This is a genomic window from Bacillus cereus group sp. MYBK95-2 (assembly GCF_051915225.1).
Classification (GTDB): domain Bacteria; phylum Bacillota; class Bacilli; order Bacillales; family Bacillaceae_G; genus Bacillus_A; species Bacillus_A cereus.
In genome coordinates, this window is the sequence record NZ_JBQAEH010000002.1 from 749960 (window position 1) to 768524 (window position 18565).

Genomic DNA, 18565 nt, shown 5'->3' on the forward strand with positions numbered 1-18565 from the left:
CGTTGATATATGGTACAATAGCTATGGATAGTGATAGAGATAAAGGGTATATAAAATACTCATCGTTTTTTAGTAAGAGAGGGGTTATCTTATGCTATACGAGGATTTGGAGACATTATTTCAAACAGCTCCGAAAGAAGATAGAGGCGGATGGAAATATATAATCCAAGAACAAAATAATACATTTAAAATTGTTGATGAAATACTGAAAAATCAAATGAGTGTCGAATTATATTTTAATGAATACGATGAGGTGAAAATCACTTTATATAAAGATGGAATTCCCATTACGACTATGCAAAGAATTGCGATTTCAAAAGTTGAATTAGACGAAGATGAAGAAGGTATTCAATTTGTTTTAGAGCGCATGCCTAGTCGAATGATTCGGTTGCAGTTAAAGCCATATTTAGCATTAGAAATGGGACCGTATTGGGAAGTATGTGATGATTGTGAATGAGCATAAAAAAGCATCCAATAACATGGATGCTTTTTTATGTTTTTTGAAGTTGTTTAAACGCAATGATTGGCAGTATAACAATACTTACCCATCCGATGATAGGATATAGAATGTGAAGTAAGTCACTGTAACCGATGTAGCTAAAGCAATAACTAATTAGTAAAATGAAGAAAATAATATTGTTATTTTTCCACCCAGTAATAGATTGCATCTGTTTTGTCATTCCGAACACATTACCAACTAAAGTTGTGAAAACTTCACCGAAAATAATGAGAACGAAAAAGAAGTGAAAAGTTGCATTAAATCTTCTTATGACTTCAGCCATTGGGATGTTATATTGGTAAAATTGATCGACTGATAAGATTGCTAAATGGCTGCATAATAAAATTAAAGAAAGTCCAGCACCACCTAAAATCCCACCCCAAAAAATAGCTTTTCGATCCTTTACTTCACTGGCTAATGGGACGAGAACACTTTGGGCGAGAGAAAGATTTAAGGCGACATATGTAATAGGGCTAGTAATCCATTTCATATTCCAGCTCTCTGCAGGAATAGTGTTGTTAATAGGAGTTGTACCGTGAAAAAAGGTTGTAATAGCAAGTCCGATAATAAAAATCATCATAATAGGTACGACAAGTGTATTTACTTCAAAAACACCTTGTAATCCGCGGCTACTTATAATGAGACAAGCGATAACTGTAATAAGAATACCGAGTTGTCTTGGTAAGCGAAGTTGCTCTTCAAATACTGCACCAGCCCCTGATAACATAACGCTCGTTACGCCGAATAAAACGAGTAATAATAATGTGTTTACAACATTCCCAAATACATCCCCAAATAAATATTTGTTAAATTCTTGCGCTGAAAATGCCCCGATTTGTGATGAAAGTAACATCATCTTTGTGCCAAGCCAAATAAAAAAAAATCCACTTACACATATGCCAATTGTCCCGTATAATCCATTCACTGTGAAAAATTCAACAATTTCTCGTCCAGTAGCAAATCCAGCTCCAACGACAGTTCCGATATAAGTAGCGGCTACTTTCTTTGCTACTTGCCATTGTTGATTGTCCATGTTATCCCTCTTTCTACTATGATGAGCTTGATGTACTATTATGCATATGTATGAGCTTGGACAATTAGACGTATGAAGTGTTTGAAAAAATACATGAATTTAATGATATTAGGGAAGCATTAAAGGTGTTAAAACTTTGTTACATATAAGCCAATTGTTCGAAAGGAAAGGGAATGTATGGTAAAATGTAATTAGGTTATTAAAAGATAAACATTACAAAATGATAAGAGGAGTGATTGTATGAGTACGAAAACAAATGTTGTTGAAGTATTAAACAAGCAGGTAGCAAACTGGAATGTGTTATATGTGAAACTACATAATTATCACTGGTATGTGACAGGGCCACACTTCTTTACATTACATGAGAAATTTGAAGAGTTTTATAATGAGGCTGGAACGTATATTGATGAGTTAGCAGAACGTATTTTAGCTTTAGAAGGTAAACCATTAGCGACAATGAAAGAATATCTCGCAACATCTAGTGTCAGCGAAGGGACAAGCAAAGAATCTGCAGAAGAAATGGTGCAAACATTAGTGAATGATTATTCTGCACTTATTCAAGAATTAAAAGAAGGTATGGAAGTTGCAGGTGAAGCTGGCGATGAAACATCAGCTGACATGCTGTTAGCAATTCATACAACATTAGAACAGCATGTATGGATGCTAAGTGCATTCTTAAAATAACGATAAATATAATAGAAACCCATTGAAAAATTATTTCAATGGGTTTTTTATGATTTTTCAGTTTTCTTTTATGCTATAATATAGTAAAAAGGAGGCGATGCGATGTTTCGCTTTTTCAGAACTGGAAAAGAAGAGCGGGAAATTACGAAAGATGAATTAGAACAAGCGATGGCTCAGTTTTTAGAAACGAATGCTAATATCGTTTATACAGTATTAGTAAATGAAGATTATACAGTAAATTATGATTTGTTAAAACCGTATTTACCTGCATTTCCAACAAATGATTTTCTCATAACGAAGGAAACGCTTGAGGTATTTGAACATACAGCAGAAAATTTAAGCCTAGTGAAAGAAATTGATGTCGTACAAAAAGCAGTAGACCAATACGTAACAGAAAAAGAAATGTTCCCAATTGTTGAAGGTAGCGAAGATCGCCTCATATGCGGAATGAAGCTAGGACCTTACTTAAATCGTAGCTTAAAAAGAGACTTATATATTTCAGAAAAACATTATTTAGTTTCAAGTAAACCAGATAGAAAAAAACAAAAGAGCGGGTAGATGTAATGAAAGCAACAATACATATATTGTTGTCTTTTTTTGTTTGTTAAAATATTGATTTTTCAGTCTATTATTATTTATACTAAATGTATTGGACAGGGAAGAGTAACTATTAAGCATCATTTTGAGAATAAGGTATTGTTAGCGTGGGTTATACAAAGTGGTATAAAGATTCGCAAAAAATATTATAAAAGGTTTCGGGGGAATTGGTACATGAAAAATAGCATGACTTACATTCAATTATTAAATGAAACGTTACGTTGTTATGCAAATAAAGGAAGTTTTGAAGCGTACAATTATATAATGGAAAACGCTACAGGTGTAATAGGGAATGAGGCGCAAATATATAATTTTAAGTATGCACTCGCAAGTGCATCGGGACTTGAAAAAGAAGCATTACATTTAATGAGAGAGGCCATTATAGAAAAGGGATTCTGGTATGGAAATGAGTATTTAATTTCCGACGAAGATTTAAAATCACTACATAAATTTGAAGAATTTCATACAATGGTGCAATTATGTAAAGAAAGAGAAGAATTAGCACATAAAAAGGAAAGACCAGATGTGAAATATATATACAGCAAGAAAGAGGGAAATCTACTACTTACATTGCACGGTGACCAAGAAAATATACAAATAGTAGAACCATATTGGAAATCTGTGTTGACACAAGATTATATGTTAGCTTTACCACAGTCTTCACAAATTGAGTTTTCAGATGGATTTGTTTGGGATGATATAGAGAGAGGGAAAGAGGAATTAAAAGAGCATTACAATAAGTTTATAGAAAATCATACAGTAGAAAGTGTAATCATTGGTGGTTTTTCTGCAGGGGCGAGAGTAGCTTTATATACGATTTTACAACAAGATATAAATGTAGATGGTTTTGTTTTTATGGCACCATGGCTTCCCGAGATTGAAGAATGGGATGAGTTGTTAAGAGTGCTGCAGGATAAACATATAAAAGGATATATAGTATGCGGGGATCAAGATGAAGATTGTTTCGAATCCACGCAGCAATTTGTACAACTATTAAGAGAGAAGAATATAGAACATAAGTATAAAGTTGTGCCTGACTTAGATCATGATTATCCTATTAACTTTGAAGAGCTATTAAAAGAAGCTATTGAATATATAGGAAATGAAAACAATAAGTAGTAAGAAAAAGAGATGCATCACATGTGATGCATCTCTTTTTAGAATTATAAATTAAAAGCATTTGCTAATAAGCGATAAGACTTTAATTTATGTTCAAATTGATGAGTAATCGTGACAATCATAAATTCGTCAGTATTGTATGCTTTGCTTAAGTTTATTATTTTTTCTTTTACAGAAGACGGATCACCAACAATCATACGTTGACGATTTTCTTTTATACGGAATAAATCATAAGCGCTGTATGAATAATTTTGAGCAGTTTCAATAGAAGGTGTACCAGTAGTTCGTTTTCCTTGCTCTAATAATAAGATTGATAAATCTAAACTAGAAGCAATTTTTTCCGCTTCTTCATTTGTTTCTCCGCATATAACAAAGATCGCAACGATTGAATTAGGCTTATCTCCTAAAAATGAAGGCTGATATTGTTCTTGGTAAGCCCTCATAACTTCAGGGCCTCCGAAGCCGTTAATAAATTGTGCAAATGCGAAAGAAGCTCCGTTGTTTGCAGCAATTTTAGCGCTCTCTCCGCTAGAACCGAGCATCCACATTTCAGGAGACGTTGGGATAACTGGAGTGGCTTTTAAGTTTGCATAGTGATGGTTTTCTGGTACTTGATCATGTAAGTACATTGCAACGTCTGCAATTTGTTCTGGATATTGATCAAGTGAGACCATTTTCCCTTCTTGAAGTGCGCGAGTTGCTATTGGCATACCACCAGGAGCTCTACCAACACCGAGATCGATGCGGTTCGGATACAATGCTTCTAGAACACGGAAATTCTCAGCAACTTTATATGGGCTATAATGCGGTAACATAACACCACCTGAACCGACTCTAATACGGTCCGTTTTAGCGGCAATATGAGAAATAAGTATTTCTGGACTTGAACCAGCTAAGCTTACGGAATTATGATGTTCGGATACCCAAAAACGTGTGAATCCGAGTTTTTCAACTTCTTGTGCAAGCGTAACTGTATGTGAAAAAGCTTGGGCTGCTGTGCTACCATCTGAAATAGGTGATTGGTCTAATACACTTAACTTGATCATAGAATATACCTCTCAATCTTAATGTACATATCCTATTATATATTTACTTATGAAAAATGCGTAGTGAAATGCTCAAAATGAAAAGCGGATAATCTTATTTCCGCTTTTAACGAGAAAATCCGCGTTCATAATGATTCATTTCGACTAGATTTAAAATATATTCATAGTTGTCAATTTCACGTTTTAGTTGTTCACGTTCTTTTTCAGATAGTGTCATATTGCTAAGTTTTTTACATAAGTTTTGTTTCTTTAATTCTAAATGTTTTTTTGTAGCATCATAGTCATAGGTATGTTTCATTTTTAACCACTCCTTCTTTGTAGTTGCTATATTATACGAAGTATAAAGAAAAGTGAGATCTGTCTCTTATGTACTTTTAGTGAATATTCAAATTGGAATGGTGTTATGTTTATGGGGATTTATGAATAAAATGCACTAAACCACTAACGTCCATTTGATGAAGTAAGGGGTGGAATTGTGCAGAAAGATATAATGTATAACACTGAAATGGATGAAGCGTTAAAAGTTATAGATAAAGGATTGAATAAGACGACAAGCCCAAAACAGATTATTGTAGTGGGAGCTGGTATGGCTGGGTTAGTTTCAGCCTCTTTATTAAAGGCTGCAGGACATGATGTGAAAATTTTTGAAGCAAATAACCGGGTAGGTGGCCGTATAGAAACGGTTAGAATGGAAGATACCGGATTATATTTAGATGTTGGAGCAATGAGGATTCCATATTCGCATACATTAACGATGACATATATAAGAAAATTTGGGCTACAGGTGAGACCTTTTATTAATAGGAATGAGACGGATATTATATACGTAAATGGACGGAAAACGACGTTAAAACAATATGAAAAAGATCCAAGTATTCTAAGATATCCTGTGGAAATGAATGAAGTTGGAAAAACGTCAGAGGAATTATTATTGTTAGCGGTACAGCCCATTATAAATTTTATAAAAAAGAACCCAGAAAAAAATTGGGACGTTGTAGTAAAGGATTTTGGAAGATACTCTACTGGGCAATTTTTAAAGTATCATCCTTATCAGTATAATACTTACTTTTCGCCAGTAACAATTGAGATGATTGGTGTTCTATTAGATTTAGAAGGTTTTTTGGAACGATCGTTTGTAGAGACTTTACGCTTTCTATACATTATGCAAGAGGAGAGCGGATTTTGTGAAATTGTGGGCGGGAACGATAGATTGCCAAAGTCATTTTTACCGCAATTAGAAGAGAATATTATATATAATCAAAAATTAATGAAGCTACATCAACACGATAATGGTGTGACAGCTTTCTATCGGAACGAGGAAACTTTTGAATATAGTAGTATTACAGGAGATTTAGTTATTGTTACCATTCCGTTTTCGACAATGCGTTTTGTAGAAGTAGATCCGTTTGATTCTATATCTCATGAAAAATGGAAAGCAATTCGTGAATTACATTATATGCCTGCGACGAAAATAGGAATTCAATTTAAAAGCCGATTTTGGGAAGAACAAGGACAATTAGGCGGCAGAATTATAACAGATTTGCCAATTCGTTATGCCTATTATCCAAGTTATGGGATTGGGCAGAAAGGACCGGCTATGATGTTAGGTAGCTATACATGGTCTTATGACGCGTTGTTATGGGATGGTTTATCAAAAGGTGATCGTATTTATTACGCATTACACAACTTAGCAACAATATTAGGTGGTCAAGTGTATGATGAGTTCATATCTGGAATATCAAAAAGCTGGACATTGGATCCGTATGCGCTTGGAGGATTTGCACTTTTTCAAGCAGGTCAAGAATCTGAGTTGCAACCAGCGATTGTCAAACCAGAGGGGAGAATATTCTTCGCTGGAGATCATACAACGCTATATCACGGATGGATTCAAGGTGCGATTGAATCTGGAATTCGTGTAGCGGTGGAAGTGAATGAGTAAAAGGTTTTCAATTCGGAAAATTCTTTACTATATAACTTGAGATGGATATTATTATATATAAAAGAAATATAGGGAGTGTTTACAGTGAATCCGTTATTATTCGATTTTCCTTCTGAATTTTATACTGACAGGCTTTTTATTCGAATGCCGAAACCAGGAGATGGTAAAGTTGTATATGATGCAATTCAGGCTTCAATAGAAGAACTAAAACCTTGGATGGTGTTTGCACAAAAAGAGCAAACAGAGCAAGAAGTAGAAGAAAGTATTAGAAAATCACATATTCAATTTTTGCAACGTGAGGATTTAAGATTACTAGTATTTTCGAAAGAAACAGGTGAATTTATTGCTTCAGCTGGATTGCATCGTATTAATTGGGATATACCTCAATTTGAAATCGGATATTGGATTGATACAAGGTTTAGCGGAAAAGGCTATATGGTAGAGGCTGCGAAAGGTATAACGGATTACGCTTTTTCTGAATTGAAAGCAAACCGTGTAGAAATTCGTTGTGATTCTTTAAATAAGAAGAGTAGAGCGATACCTGAGAAATTAGGTTTTAAGTTAGAAGGTACGTTAGAAAGTGCGAGTGTTGCGGTAGATGGAAACGGATTAAGGGATATGTGTGTATTTGCCATGACTAGAAATACATATGAAAAAGAAGAGCTGTAAGAAAATAGCTCTTCTTTTTATGCATTATGGTACAGGATGTCCATTAGAGCTTTCGAAAATTGTAAACCATTGTTGACGGTCTAAGTTAACTTTTGTAGCAAGAGCGGCAGTTTTTACGCGATCTAATTTACCAGAGCCAACGATTGGCATCATATTAGCTGGATGAGCAAGTAACCAAGCATACATAACCGTATCGATATTAGAAACACCTAGCTCAGTAGCAACTTTTTGCACAGTTTCGCGTACACGTACAGCACGTTCTGATTGACCAGTAAAGATCTCACCACCAGCAAGAGGTGACCAAATCATTGGATTGATTCGTTTTTCTTGGCATAAGTCAATTGTTCCTTTTTCAAAATGCTCAAGCTGCAATGCAGAAACTTCAATTTGGTTCGTAATAAGTGGAAAATCTAAGTACGAATTTAACATATTAAATTGTGAAGGTAAGAAGTTAGATACACCGAAGTGACGAACTTTTCCTTCTTGTTTTAATTGTGAAAAGGCTTTTGCCACTTCATTTGGATCCATAAAAGGATCGGGACGATGAATAAGTAATACGTCAATATAATCTGTATGTAAATTTTTAAGTGATGCTTCTACACTTTGCATAATATGCTCTGTACTAGTATTGTAGTGAGCAACATATCGTTCTGGAAATTTCGGTGATGGGGGAGCGATTCCACACTTTGTAATAATTTGCATGTTTTCTCGTAAGGAAGGCTTTAATTGTAAAGCTTCGCCAAATAACCCTTCACACGTATATGCGCCGTAAATATCAGCGTGATCAAAAGTAGTAATTCCCATATCCATACAATCTTCAATGAAAGAAAGTAATTCTTGTTTTGTCATATTCCATTCTGCTAAACGCCAAAATCCTTGAATAATACGAGAAAATTCTAGCGTTTCAGCCATTTGAACTCGCTCCATTATAAGTACCCCCTTGATGAATAATAATGTTTTGAAAAGGCTTTCTTACTACATGTTATTATATAGTTAATTAGGTGTACAGACAATAAATATGTTTTGCTACAAAAACGATTTTCTCTATATGTTATAATGTAGAAACATATAGCTATAAGGAGATGTACGAAATGATTCCAGTAACAATATTAACTGGTTTTCTTGGATCGGGGAAAACGACATTATTAAATCGTATTTTATCAGAAAATCACGGTAAGAAATTAGCGGTGATTGTAAATGAAATAGGGCAAATTGGCATTGATAATCAGTTGATTATGAATGTGGAAGAAGAAATTATGGAAATGACAAATGGCTGTTTATGCTGTACTGTACGTGAAGACTTACTTGTTGCTTTAAAACAGTTATTGGACGTAAAAGCAGAAGGGAAAATGGATTTTGATGGTTTAGTAATTGAAACGACTGGCCTTGCAAATCCAGGCCCGATTATTCAAACATTCTTTTTAGATCCAGTCATCCAATCTGCTTACCAAATTAACGGTGTTGTAACGGTGGTAGATAGTTATCATATACATAAACATTTTGAAAAAGGATTAGAAGCAAAAGAGCAAATTGCGTTTGCTGATGTTGTTTTAGTAAATAAATTAGATTTAATTGAAGAGAATGAGAAAGAAAATCTCTTGCATGAAATTCAAGGAATTAACCCGACTGCAAAGTTAATTGAGGCGACTAACTGTGAGGTAGATATACCATCTTTATTACAAATCCAAACGTTTAAAACGAAAGATACGTTGCAAATTTACCCTCATAAAGAACATAACCACTTAGAAGGTGTGAAATCATTTGTATTACGTGAAGAACGTCCGCTGGATTTACAAAAGCTTAATGAGTGGATGTCAGCTGTCGTGCAAGAGCTAGGGGAATATTTATATCGTTACAAAGGAATTTTATCGATAGACGGAGTAGATAAACGTATCGTTTTCCAAGGTGTACATACGTTATTTGCTGCTTCGTACGATAGAGAGTGGCAAGAGGGCGAAGAGCGAGTAAGTGAAGTAGTTTTTATCGGAAGAGATATTAATAAAGAGTGGTTCCAAGAACATTTCGAGGAGTGTGTGAAATAAGTCTGCGTAAATTGTAGGCTTATTTTTTATGAGTATTCTATTAGATTGCAAAACAGAATTAAATAAGGGAAAGAAACTAAAAATTGATGACTGTATAATAAAAAGCCTGTTTTCACAGGCTTGTATTTTCGTCTATTAGTAACTCCATTACAACACCTACAACTGGACCTTCATCATCAATATCCCCATTTAAGCGGAAACCAAATGATTCATACAGTCCCATTGCAAGTTTGTTGTCTGGATGTAAACTTAAGTAAATTATTTTACATTCAAATTTTTCTTGTAAGAATTGAATAAGTAAGCGAAGGAAACGTTTTGCGTATCCTTTTCCTTGATATTGTTGGTCAATCATAAAGCGATCGAGCCATACACTTTTATGTTTTACTGAATACCATCCATACATTGCGTATCCTACAAGTGTTTCGCTATCATATAAACCTACTGACGTTCCGTTTCCTTCATATAATGATTCTGCTAAAGAAAACGCGTTACTTTCAATAAATTGTTGCTGATCTTTTGCGACGTCTAAAGCAACTACTGAACGCCAATTTTTTGCTGTTACTTCACAAATGTGAAGATTCATAATTCCAACTCACCTTCTAAATTAATATAGCTTTCAAGCTAATATGGATAATTTTACTTGTTATTTTGGTCAAGTCAAGGATAAATACATAAAAAGGCAGCTGAATAACAGATTCAGCTGCCTAGAAAATATAATGGATTAGTTTGTTGCTTCTTTCAATGTATTTACGTTTTCTTCCATTAAAGTGAAGTAATCTTTATTATTTTTTGCATCATCTTCAGAAATAGTAGCTAAGTGATTTAAGCGTAAAACTTTTGTACCAGTTTCTTTTTGAATTACGGATGCTACTTTTGGAGTAGAGAACGTTTCGAATAAAATATATTTTAGATTATGTTCTTTTACTGTTTTTGTAATGTCAGCAAGCTGCTTTTGAGATGGTTCATCAGAAGCTGAAATTCCAGCGATAGGAATTTGTTTTAGGCCGTATCGTTGTTCCCAGTAACCATAGGCAGCATGAGAAACTAAAATTTCTTTCGTTTTTGCGTTCGCTACAGCTGCCTTAAATCCATCGTCTAAATCAGTAAATTTAGTTTGAAGTGCTGCAAAGTTTTTTTCGAATTCTTTTTTATGTTCAGGTTGTAATTCTACAAGTGCATTTTTAATTTTTTCTGCTTGTTTCATTGCTAGAGTAGGATCTAACCAAACATGTGGGTCTTTATCGTGATGATGTTCATCTTCTTTATGGCCATCTCCATGATCATGATGCTCTTCTTCAGTAGAAGCACGAAGCTCAATACCTTTAGATGCATTTACAATTTTAACATTTTCTTTTTGTAATGTTTTTTCCATTTTTTCAGCAAATGGTTCTAATTCAGCGCCGTTATAAACAAATAAATCGGCTTTTGCAACTTGTACTGTTTGTTTTTGACTTGGTTCAAATGTATGTGAATCTGCACCAGGTGGGTAAATTGCTTCAACATTTACATAGTCGCCACCAATTTTCTTTGCGAAATCAGCGAGTGGGAAAATCGTTGTATAAACTGTTAGCTTTCCATCTTTCTTGGCATTACTTTCTTTTTTATTTGAGCAGCCAGCGAAAATTAAGGTAAAAATAAGTAAGAATGAAAATATAGTCAATCTTTTAGGCATGAAGTTCTCCTCTTTTCTTTTTTACGGATATATTTTCCCCAATTATAGAAGAAAAATATCATTTTAATACAAAACGGAATAATTACGTTTTAGTTTGCGAACTTAGTATAATACATCTTTAATAAAGTTGCAATAAATAATAATCATTCCGATTTGTTTTTGTTATAAAGTTGTCAAATATAGGTGTATTATTTTTGCAAATGCATGCATATGTGACAACGCTGTTTTCATATATTGAAAAGGAGGTAAAGAGGGGGATGAGCGCTTGGGTTACTTAATGGAAGCTATTTTATTAATATTAGCGGTAGTATTGCCATTATCTTTCGTATTAATTTTTTTAAGAAGATTAATAAGTAATTTAGGGGACGCTACAACAATAACGAAATTACAAGAGAGAGATGAGAAAAAAGAGTGAGTAAAGCACTATGCGTACGCATAGTGTTTTACTTGTGGTAAAATAAGAGCAGGAAACTCCTAAAGGTTGTATTTTACTGAAGGAGAGAAAGTAAAATAAGAGGTATATGCATATATGAATAAGCGAACAGCGTTAATACTTGGTGCAAGTGGTTTAGTTGGACAAGAGATAACGCGTCTATTACTTGAATCAGATTACTACGATTCGGTTACTATTTTTGTAAGAGAGCCAATGCAATTGCAACATGAGAAGTTACAGCAGAAACAAGTTGATTTTTCGGTATTAGAGGAATATAAAGAGTTCTTTGCTGTGGATGATGTTTTTAGTTGCTTAGGAACAACAATAAAAAAAGCAAAAACAAAAGCAAATTTTAAAAAAGTAGATTATGAATATACGTTACGAGCTGCTTGTTTAGCTGAAAAACAAGGGGTACAAAATTTCCTTGTCGTGTCTTCTATGGGAGCGAATCCTAAATCATTTTTCTTTTATTCACAAGTGAAAGGGAAAATGGAAGAAGAATTGCAAAAGTTAGTAATCGGTGGTATTCACATTTTTAGACCATCATTATTAGTAGGAAATCGACAAGAATTTCGTTTCGGCGAACAAATGGCTGAAAAGTTATCTCGTATTATCCCTTTTATATTTAAAGGGTCTTTCAAAAAGTATAAACCAATTTCAGCTAAAGATGTGGCGAAAGGGATGTATATAACCGCGCTGCGAGAAGAATCGGGTATCCATACTTATAATTCAAATGAAATTACAACGATAGAATAAATAAAACCGAGAAGAATGACTTCTCGGTTTTATTTATTCGTATGAATTTTCCCTGGCGCTCGCTTGTATTGATATGGTTCTTGCAATTCAAAGCCAAGTTCATTGGCCGCTATTCTCGGGAAGTACGGATTGCGAAGTAACTCACGTCCGATGAAAATTAAATCAGCTTCGTTATTATTTAAAATTTGTTCTGCTTGTGACCCAGTCGTAATCAATCCAACTGCACCAGTTGCAATCTTAGTATGCTCTTTAATATGTTTGGCGTATTGTACTTGATAACCGGGATACACATCAATAAGTGCTGGTACAACTGCGCCAGAACTACAATCTATTAAATCTATTCCCTGTTCTTTCATCCACTTTGTATACTGAACATAATCTTGAACCGTTAGCCCGTCAGGGTGATAATCATTTGCTGAAATACGAACGAATATTGGTCCGTCCCAAACTTCATTTACAGAGTCGATAATTTCGCGTAAGAAACGATAGCGGTTTTCAGGTGAGCCGCCGTATTTATCCGTTCGTTTATTAGTAAGTGGTGATAGGAATTCATTGATAAGGTAACCGTGAGCGCCATGTAATTCGATAACATCAAATCCGGCTTGTTTTGAACGTAACGCGGCCCTCTGAAAAGCTAATATAGTCTCTTTGATTTGCTGTATATTCATTTCTACTGGTATCTTCATCTTATCATTAAAAGGAATTGCAGAAGGAGCGAAAGCATTCGTATCTAATTCAGCTTTTCTTCCGGCGTGAGCGAGTTGAATGGCAGCTTTTGCGCCGTTATCATGTATAAAAGTAGTCGTTTTATGTAAGCCTTCAATTAGGTTGTCATCCCAAATACCTAAGTCTTTGTTAGAAATTCGTCCTTCAGCTAACACCGCAGTTGCTTCAACCATAACTAAACCTACTTGGCCAGCAGCGCGAGTTCCATAATGAATGAGATGAAAATTCGTAACGCTGCCATCCTCATTCCCCGATGAATACATACACATAGGCGACATAACGATACGATTTTTTAGTGTAACGTTCTTAATTGTATAAGGTGAAAAAAGCTTGGAATTCATCAAATAGCCTCCTTGATTGAATTTTCTTATATTTTACCATTCTCTTTTTTGTTTCTCTAATAAAACGCTTATACGAAAAATTTTGTATATTCGTGTTACAATGACTAATATGAACTGAATTGGAGGATGGCATATGTACCAGGCTTATTATGAAAGCGAAGTAGGTTTGCTTGAAATTACAGCGAATCAAGAAGGAATTACGTCTGTTATATTTGTTGATGAACGACAAGAAGAAAATAAAAATGAAATGATAGAACAATGTATAAATGAGTTAGATGAATATTTTAAAGGGAAAAGAAAAGAGTTTACGGTCCCGCTGTCTGCGGAGGGAACAGCATTTCAAAAAAATGTATGGGATGCACTTTATACTATTCCATACGGCGTAAGTGCTTCATATTTAGATATTGCAGAGAAAGTTGGAAATATAAAAGCTGTACGGGCAATAGGAGGGGCAAATAGTCGGAATCCAATTTCAATAATTGTTCCATGTCACCGTGTAATAGGAAAGAGTGGAAAGCTTGTTGGATATGCTGGTGGTTTATGGAGGAAAGAGTGGTTATTAAAACACGAAGGTATTTTGAAATGACGTATGGATGGGAAGAGGGATTGTTTTGAAATGTATAAATTGTGGGCAACCTTGCGAGGAGGAACAGTTAAATTGTGCAAGTTGTCAGCGAAACTTGGATAATGAACAAGAGGAAGGTAGCTCGTTAATAGATAAAGAACTGGAAGTATATGTAGGGAGACAATATCCGTATTACAAAAGGAAATGGGATCTTGAGAATAAGCGGATTGCTAGGTGGAGCTGGAATGGTTGGGCTGCTATTTTCAATATAGGCTGGCTAGGATATCGTAAGTATTATGTACCAGCTGCTTTATTTATGTTGTTATTAGTAGCGTGTGATGCATTTTCGTATTATATGGGATTTAATGTAGCGTTGCCAATCATTAATATGGTGCCTCTTACGTTTTTATTACTCATTTTTATTCTGTTTGGAATGGGGATTTTTGCAAATGGATTATACTATCAATTTGTGGAAAGACGTATATACCGAATAAAAGCAAGAGAAATAAAAGATAAATCAGTTGAAAACTATCTAATCAATGATAGCGGCGGAACGAGCAAAATGGGAGCGACAATTGTTACTATTTTAGCAGTTGCTAGCATATTTTTTAGCCATTTCTTTTTTCCGACTGATCGAGACGTTATTCAAAAGGTTCGTACAAGCTCGCTTTATGAATATCCTTTCTTTTCAATAGGTGAATCTTTCGAAAATTATTTTCAAAATTCAGGTTGGATATATTATCGTGGAACGGAAGGGTTAGAATTAGTAGAATTCCAAGGGTATAACACCGGAACGCCAAGACAAAAGGTGAAGATTCAATTTGTTGTCGATTATAAATTAGGTGAAGTGGAACCATACTCACTTATGGTTAATGGTGAATCTAAAACTGAAGAAGAGTTTTTGAAGCTGATGGAAGAAATATTTAAAGTTCAAAATCCATTTGATATAGAGGATGGATTACAAGTAAATGCTATTCAAGAAAGCGGCTGGAAAGAAATTTCCGATCGCTTTTTTCTATGTTTGTTAAAATAAATATTTAAAATAATCAGAATCTTTTGTATAATGAAATATATTATATAGGATTTAACTTATACATATAGATTGGGGGAAGGAAGAATGAAGAGAAAGACAACAACAATTGCTGCACTTGCGTTAACGACGAGTGTATTGGTTGCAGGATGTGGGAATGGTGAGAAGGCTTCGACAACGAAGAAAGAATCGAATAAGGGAATGGCCGATAAACAAGTTTTAAATTTGCTAGAAACAGCTGAAATTCCTTCAATGGATACATCTAAATCAACAGATTCTGTATCTTTCCGTGTATTTGTAAATGCAATGGAAGGTTTATATCGTCTAGATAAAGATAATAAACCAACACCAGGTATGGCAAAAGATGTGAAGATTAGTGAAGATAAAAAGACATATACATTTGAATTACGTGATGCGAAATGGTCAAATGGTGATCCAGTTCGAGCACAAGATTTTGTATATGCATGGCAACGTACATTAGATAAAGCATTAGCGGCAGAATATGCATTCATTTTATTTGATGTGAAAAATGCACAGAAAGTAAATAAAGGTGAATTACCAGCAGATCAATTGGGTGTTAAAGCGAAGGATGATAAAACGTTGGTAGTAGAATTAGAGCAACCAGCACCTTATTTTCTTGAGCTTACGTCGTTCCCTACATTTTTCCCATTAAATGAAAAATATGTGAAAGAGCAAGGAGATAAATACGGATTAGAAGCAGATAAATTATTATATAATGGACCATTTACAATGAGTCAATGGAAACATGAACAAAATTATCAGTTGAAGAAAAATCCTAATTATTGGGATAAAGATACTGTAAAATTAGACGAAATTAATGTAAGTATTGTGAAGGAAACAAGCACGGGAGTAAATTTATATGATAGTGATCAAGCAGATCGAGTTATTTTAACTTCTGAATTTGTTGATAAATATAAAAAGAATAAGCCAGATGAATTTAAAACGAAGTTAGATCCACGCATATATTTCTTACGTTTTAACCAAAAAAATGCAACATTTAAAAACCAAAAAGTACGTGAAGCGATTGATTTAGCATACGATAAAAAAGGAATTGCTGATGTCATTCTAAATGACGGTTCATTGCCAGCATATTTCTTAGTACCTGAAAAATTCACGACAGGTCCGGATGGAAAAGATTTCCGCTCTGTAAATAAAAACTTCCGTGATAGTAAAGATAATGCAGAGAAAGCAAAAAAATTATGGGAAGAAGCGAAGAAAGAGCTTGGTCAAGATACAATTACGGTTGAATTACTAAACGATGATAACGGTAGCCGTAAAAAAGTGGGCGACTTTATTAAGGAAGAACTAGAGAAAAACTTGCCTGGTATTAAAGTGAATTTGAAACAGCAACCATACAAGCAGAAGCTAGATTTAGAAAAGAAATTCCAATATGAATTCTCATTATCTGCATGGAGTCCTGATTATCCGGATCCAATGACTTATATTGATATGTTTGTTACTGGAAGCTCATTTAATGAAATGGATTATTCTAATCCGAAGTATGATGATTTAGTAGCGAAATCAAAAGGAGAGCTATTAAAAGATGATAAAGCACGCTGGAATGCACTTGCGGAAGCTGAAAAAATCTTAATTGGTCAAGACGCAGCAATTTCTCCTACGTACCAACAAAGTACAGCTTATTTAGAGAAGCCGTTTGTAAAAGGCATTGCTAACCATACGTTTGGCGGGGACTTCAGTTATAAATGGGCATATATTACAAAAAAATAGTATAATAAAAGATGAGTGAATTTTCGCTCATCTTTTATTTGTATAAGGAGGAATTATAGTTGTTAAGGGGAATCAATCATATTTGTTTTTCGGTATCTAATTTAGAAAACTCTATTATGTTTTATGAAAAAGTATTAGAAGGAGAATTATTAGTTAAAGGAAGGGAATTGGCTTATTTTAACATATGTGGAGTATGGATAGCGCTTAATGAAGAGACGCATATTCCGAGAAATGAGATTCATCAATCTTATACGCACATTGCATTTTCTGTTGAACAAGAAGACTTTAAATGTCTAATACAGCGATTAGAAGAAAATGATGTTCATATTTTACAAGGAAGAGAACGTGATGTAAGAGATTGCGAATCTATATACTTTGTTGATCCTGACGGTCATAAATTTGAATTTCACTCAGGGACACTGCAAGACCGTTTAAATTATTATAGAGATGAGAAACCTCATATGACATTTTATTAGGGAGGGATAGCATTTGCATGCACTTGTAATTGGTGGAACAGGAATGCTAAAGAAAGTTTCTATGTGGCTTTGTGAGAAAGGATTTTATGTTTCTATTATCGGCGAGATGAAGTGAAATTAGAAAATGTTAAGCGAATGAGTTCTGCACCAGAAAATATTACATGCCTTTCGTTAGATTATCATAATGATGAAGATGTAAAGCTAGCTATTAAAAGTACAATTGAGAAAAATGGCCCAATCACATTAGTTGTTGCATGGGTACACACAAGTGCAAAGCATGCACTATCAAATATTTGTAAAGAACTAGATTTGTCGTCTAAAACATATAGTTTATTTCATATTTTAGGTAGTAAAGCATCACGTATGCCTGCACAAAAAATAGGGAGTACGCGATGTATTTATCATAGAATTATTTTAGGTTTTATTTTAGAAGATACATATGGAAGATGGCTTACTCATGAAGAGATAGCTGATGGAGTTATAAAAGGGATTGAAAGTAAACGAGCGGAGTGGATTGTAGGGAGAGTTGAACCGTGGGAATTACGACCAACATGGTGAGGGGGAGTAAGAAATGAAAACAACTATATATGTAACAAGGCATGGTGAAACAGAGTGGAATGTAGCGAAGCGAATGCAGGGACGGAAAAATTCTGCTTTAACTGAAAATGGTATAGTTCAGGCGAAACAATTAGGGAATCGAATGAAAGATTTACCAATCCATGCGATCTATAGTAGTCCGAGCGAAAGAACACTTCATACGGCAGAGTTAATAAAAGGGGAACGTGATATACCCATTATAGCGGATGAGCATTTCTATGAAATTAACATGGGTATATGGGAAGGACAAACAATCGCGGATATAGAAAAGCAATTTCCAGAAGAAGTACATCTGTTTTGGAATGAGCCACATCTTTTTCAGTCAACATCAGGCGAAAATTTTGAGGCCGTTTATGAAAGAGTAATTGAAGGGATGCAGCTTCTTTTAGAGAAGCATAAAGGACAAAACATATTGATTGTTTCTCATGCGGCAGCAGCAAAATTACTTATAGGGTATTTCGCGGGAATGGAAATAGAAAATGTGTGGGATGATCCATTTATGCATAGTGCCAGTTTGAGCATAATAGAATTTGAAGAGGGTATTGGTAAAGTGAAACAATTTGCAGATATAAGTCACTTTCAATAAATGTAA

Annotated in this window: 21 protein-coding genes and 1 pseudogene; 15 read left to right on the forward strand and 7 right to left on the reverse strand. The window is 34.4% G+C overall.

The window, feature by feature from the left end; genetic code table 11:
• The first annotated feature begins 91 nt into the window (after positions 1–91).
• Positions 92–457 carry a DUF3979 family protein gene (locus ACTFN4_RS10790; RefSeq protein ID WP_000965068.1) on the forward strand — a complete coding sequence of 122 codons (366 nt, stop codon included), beginning with the start codon at positions 92–94 and terminating at the stop codon, positions 455–457.
• A 34-nt stretch (positions 458–491) separates the two neighbouring features.
• On the opposite strand, the gene ACTFN4_RS10795 is transcribed toward ACTFN4_RS10790, so the two are convergent.
• Positions 492–1532 (reverse strand): YkvI family membrane protein, encoded by a 1041-nt coding sequence (locus ACTFN4_RS10795; protein ID WP_000370210.1) that lies wholly within the window; start codon positions 1530–1532, stop codon positions 492–494.
• A gap of 240 nt (positions 1533–1772) precedes the next feature.
• Here ACTFN4_RS10795 and ACTFN4_RS10800 point away from each other — a divergent pair, with 240 nt between their 5' ends.
• The 3 genes from ACTFN4_RS10800 (at position 1773) to ACTFN4_RS10810 (ending at position 3932) form a co-directional block, all read left to right on the forward strand.
• Entirely contained in the window at positions 1773–2216 is a 444-nt protein-coding gene (locus ACTFN4_RS10800) for a Dps family protein (RefSeq protein WP_000105199.1), read from the forward strand.
• A 102-nt stretch (positions 2217–2318) separates the two neighbouring features.
• Positions 2319–2774, forward strand: coding sequence for a DUF3939 domain-containing protein (locus ACTFN4_RS10805; RefSeq protein ID WP_000488210.1), 456 nt, complete (start codon positions 2319–2321; stop codon positions 2772–2774).
• 213 nt (positions 2775–2987) lie between these two features.
• Entirely contained in the window at positions 2988–3932 is a 945-nt protein-coding gene (locus tag ACTFN4_RS10810) for an alpha/beta hydrolase (protein ID WP_000798313.1), read from the forward strand.
• A gap of 44 nt (positions 3933–3976) precedes the next feature.
• Here the strand turns inward: ACTFN4_RS10810 and ACTFN4_RS10815 are convergent, their stop codons facing one another.
• Together ACTFN4_RS10815 and ACTFN4_RS10820 are read right to left on the reverse strand one after the other, a co-directional pair.
• Positions 3977–4978 (reverse strand): LLM class flavin-dependent oxidoreductase, encoded by a 1002-nt coding sequence (locus tag ACTFN4_RS10815; RefSeq protein ID WP_000594045.1) that lies wholly within the window; start codon positions 4976–4978, stop codon positions 3977–3979.
• A 106-nt stretch (positions 4979–5084) separates the two neighbouring features.
• The gene (locus ACTFN4_RS10820) at positions 5085–5276 is read right to left on the reverse strand and encodes a DUF3896 family protein (protein WP_000683359.1); all 192 of its coding nucleotides are present in this window, start codon (positions 5274–5276) and stop codon (positions 5085–5087) included.
• A gap of 177 nt (positions 5277–5453) precedes the next feature.
• On the opposite strand from ACTFN4_RS10820, the gene ACTFN4_RS10825 reads away from it, so the two are divergent.
• Both ACTFN4_RS10825 and ACTFN4_RS10830 read left to right on the forward strand, forming a co-directional pair.
• Positions 5454–6917, forward strand: a complete 1464-nt coding sequence (locus ACTFN4_RS10825; protein ID WP_001168130.1) for a flavin monoamine oxidase family protein — start codon at positions 5454–5456, stop codon at positions 6915–6917.
• An 84-nt stretch (positions 6918–7001) separates the two neighbouring features.
• Complete coding sequence (locus ACTFN4_RS10830; RefSeq protein ID WP_001068736.1) at positions 7002–7586, forward strand: GNAT family N-acetyltransferase; 585 nt, start codon at positions 7002–7004, stop codon at positions 7584–7586.
• Between the two features lie 24 nt (positions 7587–7610).
• Here ACTFN4_RS10830 and ACTFN4_RS10835 read toward each other — a convergent pair whose 3' ends face one another.
• A complete protein-coding gene (locus ACTFN4_RS10835; RefSeq protein WP_000442783.1) occupies positions 7611–8513 on the reverse strand; it encodes an aldo/keto reductase in 903 nt (300 codons plus the stop codon).
• Between the two features lie 164 nt (positions 8514–8677).
• On the opposite strand from ACTFN4_RS10835, the gene ACTFN4_RS10840 reads away from it, so the two are divergent.
• Entirely contained in the window at positions 8678–9628 is a 951-nt protein-coding gene (locus ACTFN4_RS10840; RefSeq protein WP_000613422.1) for a CobW family GTP-binding protein, read from the forward strand.
• Positions 9629–9740: 112 nt separating this feature from the next.
• Here the strand turns inward: ACTFN4_RS10840 and ACTFN4_RS10845 are convergent, their stop codons facing one another.
• Together ACTFN4_RS10845 and ACTFN4_RS10850 are read right to left on the reverse strand one after the other, a co-directional pair.
• Positions 9741–10211 carry a GNAT family N-acetyltransferase gene (locus ACTFN4_RS10845; protein ID WP_001048682.1) on the reverse strand — a complete coding sequence of 157 codons (471 nt, stop codon included), beginning with the start codon at positions 10209–10211 and terminating at the stop codon, positions 9741–9743.
• Between the two features lie 138 nt (positions 10212–10349).
• On the reverse strand, positions 10350–11300 hold the full coding sequence (locus tag ACTFN4_RS10850) for a metal ABC transporter substrate-binding protein (RefSeq protein ID WP_001126148.1): 951 nt from the start codon (positions 11298–11300) through the stop codon (positions 10350–10352).
• 265 nt (positions 11301–11565) lie between these two features.
• On the opposite strand from ACTFN4_RS10850, the gene ACTFN4_RS10855 reads away from it, so the two are divergent.
• Together ACTFN4_RS10855 and ACTFN4_RS10860 are read left to right on the forward strand one after the other, a co-directional pair.
• The gene (locus tag ACTFN4_RS10855; RefSeq protein WP_000540932.1) at positions 11566–11715 is read left to right on the forward strand and encodes a hypothetical protein; all 150 of its coding nucleotides are present in this window, start codon (positions 11566–11568) and stop codon (positions 11713–11715) included.
• 114 nt (positions 11716–11829) lie between these two features.
• A complete protein-coding gene (locus ACTFN4_RS10860) occupies positions 11830–12489 on the forward strand; it encodes an oxidoreductase (protein WP_439962289.1) in 660 nt (219 codons plus the stop codon).
• 29 nt (positions 12490–12518) lie between these two features.
• Here ACTFN4_RS10860 and namA read toward each other — a convergent pair whose 3' ends face one another.
• The gene (gene namA, locus ACTFN4_RS10865) at positions 12519–13556 is read right to left on the reverse strand and encodes an NADPH dehydrogenase NamA (protein WP_439962290.1); all 1038 of its coding nucleotides are present in this window, start codon (positions 13554–13556) and stop codon (positions 12519–12521) included.
• 133 nt (positions 13557–13689) lie between these two features.
• On the opposite strand from namA, the gene ACTFN4_RS10870 reads away from it, so the two are divergent.
• The 6 genes and pseudogenes from ACTFN4_RS10870 to ACTFN4_RS10895 all read left to right on the forward strand — a co-directional run bounded on the left by ACTFN4_RS10870 (position 13690) and on the right by ACTFN4_RS10895 (position 18559).
• The gene (locus tag ACTFN4_RS10870) at positions 13690–14142 is read left to right on the forward strand and encodes a methylated-DNA--[protein]-cysteine S-methyltransferase (RefSeq protein WP_000283912.1); all 453 of its coding nucleotides are present in this window, start codon (positions 13690–13692) and stop codon (positions 14140–14142) included.
• 7 nt (positions 14143–14149) lie between these two features.
• On the forward strand, positions 14150–15154 hold the full coding sequence (locus tag ACTFN4_RS10875; RefSeq protein ID WP_002195426.1) for a DUF2628 domain-containing protein: 1005 nt from the start codon (positions 14150–14152) through the stop codon (positions 15152–15154).
• Between the two features lie 84 nt (positions 15155–15238).
• Entirely contained in the window at positions 15239–16900 is a 1662-nt protein-coding gene (locus ACTFN4_RS10880) for a peptide ABC transporter substrate-binding protein (RefSeq protein WP_000824276.1), read from the forward strand.
• Between the two features lie 59 nt (positions 16901–16959).
• On the forward strand, positions 16960–17376 hold the full coding sequence (gene fosB, locus ACTFN4_RS10885) for a FosBx1 family fosfomycin resistance bacillithiol transferase (RefSeq protein WP_048519024.1): 417 nt from the start codon (positions 16960–16962) through the stop codon (positions 17374–17376).
• 13 nt (positions 17377–17389) lie between these two features.
• Positions 17390–17934, forward strand: a pseudogene (locus ACTFN4_RS10890) (short-chain dehydrogenase).
• A gap of 13 nt (positions 17935–17947) precedes the next feature.
• Positions 17948–18559, forward strand: coding sequence for a phosphoserine phosphatase 1 (locus tag ACTFN4_RS10895; RefSeq protein WP_000858826.1), 612 nt, complete (start codon positions 17948–17950; stop codon positions 18557–18559).
• The last annotated feature ends 6 nt before the right edge of the window (positions 18560–18565 follow it).

What these genes read in the sequence shown, in the direction of transcription:
- ACTFN4_RS10850 (WP_001126148.1), bottom strand. Translation starts at nt 11,300, where the DNA reads ATGCCTAAAAGATTGACTATATTTTCATTCTTACTTATTTTTACCTTA.
- ACTFN4_RS10810 (WP_000798313.1), top strand. Translation starts at nt 2,988, where the DNA reads ATGAAAAATAGCATGACTTACATTCAATTATTAAATGAAACGTTACGT.
- ACTFN4_RS10875 (WP_002195426.1), top strand. Translation starts at nt 14,150, where the DNA reads ATGGGAAGAGGGATTGTTTTGAAATGTATAAATTGTGGGCAACCTTGC.
- ACTFN4_RS10795 (WP_000370210.1), bottom strand. Translation starts at nt 1,532, where the DNA reads ATGGACAATCAACAATGGCAAGTAGCAAAGAAAGTAGCCGCTACTTAT.
- namA (WP_439962290.1), bottom strand. Translation starts at nt 13,556, where the DNA reads ATGAATTCCAAGCTTTTTTCACCTTATACAATTAAGAACGTTACACTA.
- ACTFN4_RS10880 (WP_000824276.1), top strand. Translation starts at nt 15,239, where the DNA reads ATGAAGAGAAAGACAACAACAATTGCTGCACTTGCGTTAACGACGAGT.
- ACTFN4_RS10845 (WP_001048682.1), bottom strand. Translation starts at nt 10,211, where the DNA reads ATGAATCTTCACATTTGTGAAGTAACAGCAAAAAATTGGCGTTCAGTA.
- ACTFN4_RS10860 (WP_439962289.1), top strand. Translation starts at nt 11,830, where the DNA reads ATGAATAAGCGAACAGCGTTAATACTTGGTGCAAGTGGTTTAGTTGGA.
- ACTFN4_RS10815 (WP_000594045.1), bottom strand. Translation starts at nt 4,978, where the DNA reads ATGATCAAGTTAAGTGTATTAGACCAATCACCTATTTCAGATGGTAGC.
- ACTFN4_RS10840 (WP_000613422.1), top strand. Translation starts at nt 8,678, where the DNA reads ATGATTCCAGTAACAATATTAACTGGTTTTCTTGGATCGGGGAAAACG.
- ACTFN4_RS10895 (WP_000858826.1), top strand. Translation starts at nt 17,948, where the DNA reads ATGAAAACAACTATATATGTAACAAGGCATGGTGAAACAGAGTGGAAT.
- ACTFN4_RS10820 (WP_000683359.1), bottom strand. Translation starts at nt 5,276, where the DNA reads ATGAAACATACCTATGACTATGATGCTACAAAAAAACATTTAGAATTA.
- ACTFN4_RS10800 (WP_000105199.1), top strand. Translation starts at nt 1,773, where the DNA reads ATGAGTACGAAAACAAATGTTGTTGAAGTATTAAACAAGCAGGTAGCA.
- ACTFN4_RS10790 (WP_000965068.1), top strand. Translation starts at nt 92, where the DNA reads ATGCTATACGAGGATTTGGAGACATTATTTCAAACAGCTCCGAAAGAA.
- ACTFN4_RS10835 (WP_000442783.1), bottom strand. Translation starts at nt 8,513, where the DNA reads ATGGAGCGAGTTCAAATGGCTGAAACGCTAGAATTTTCTCGTATTATT.
- ACTFN4_RS10870 (WP_000283912.1), top strand. Translation starts at nt 13,690, where the DNA reads ATGTACCAGGCTTATTATGAAAGCGAAGTAGGTTTGCTTGAAATTACA.
- ACTFN4_RS10805 (WP_000488210.1), top strand. Translation starts at nt 2,319, where the DNA reads ATGTTTCGCTTTTTCAGAACTGGAAAAGAAGAGCGGGAAATTACGAAA.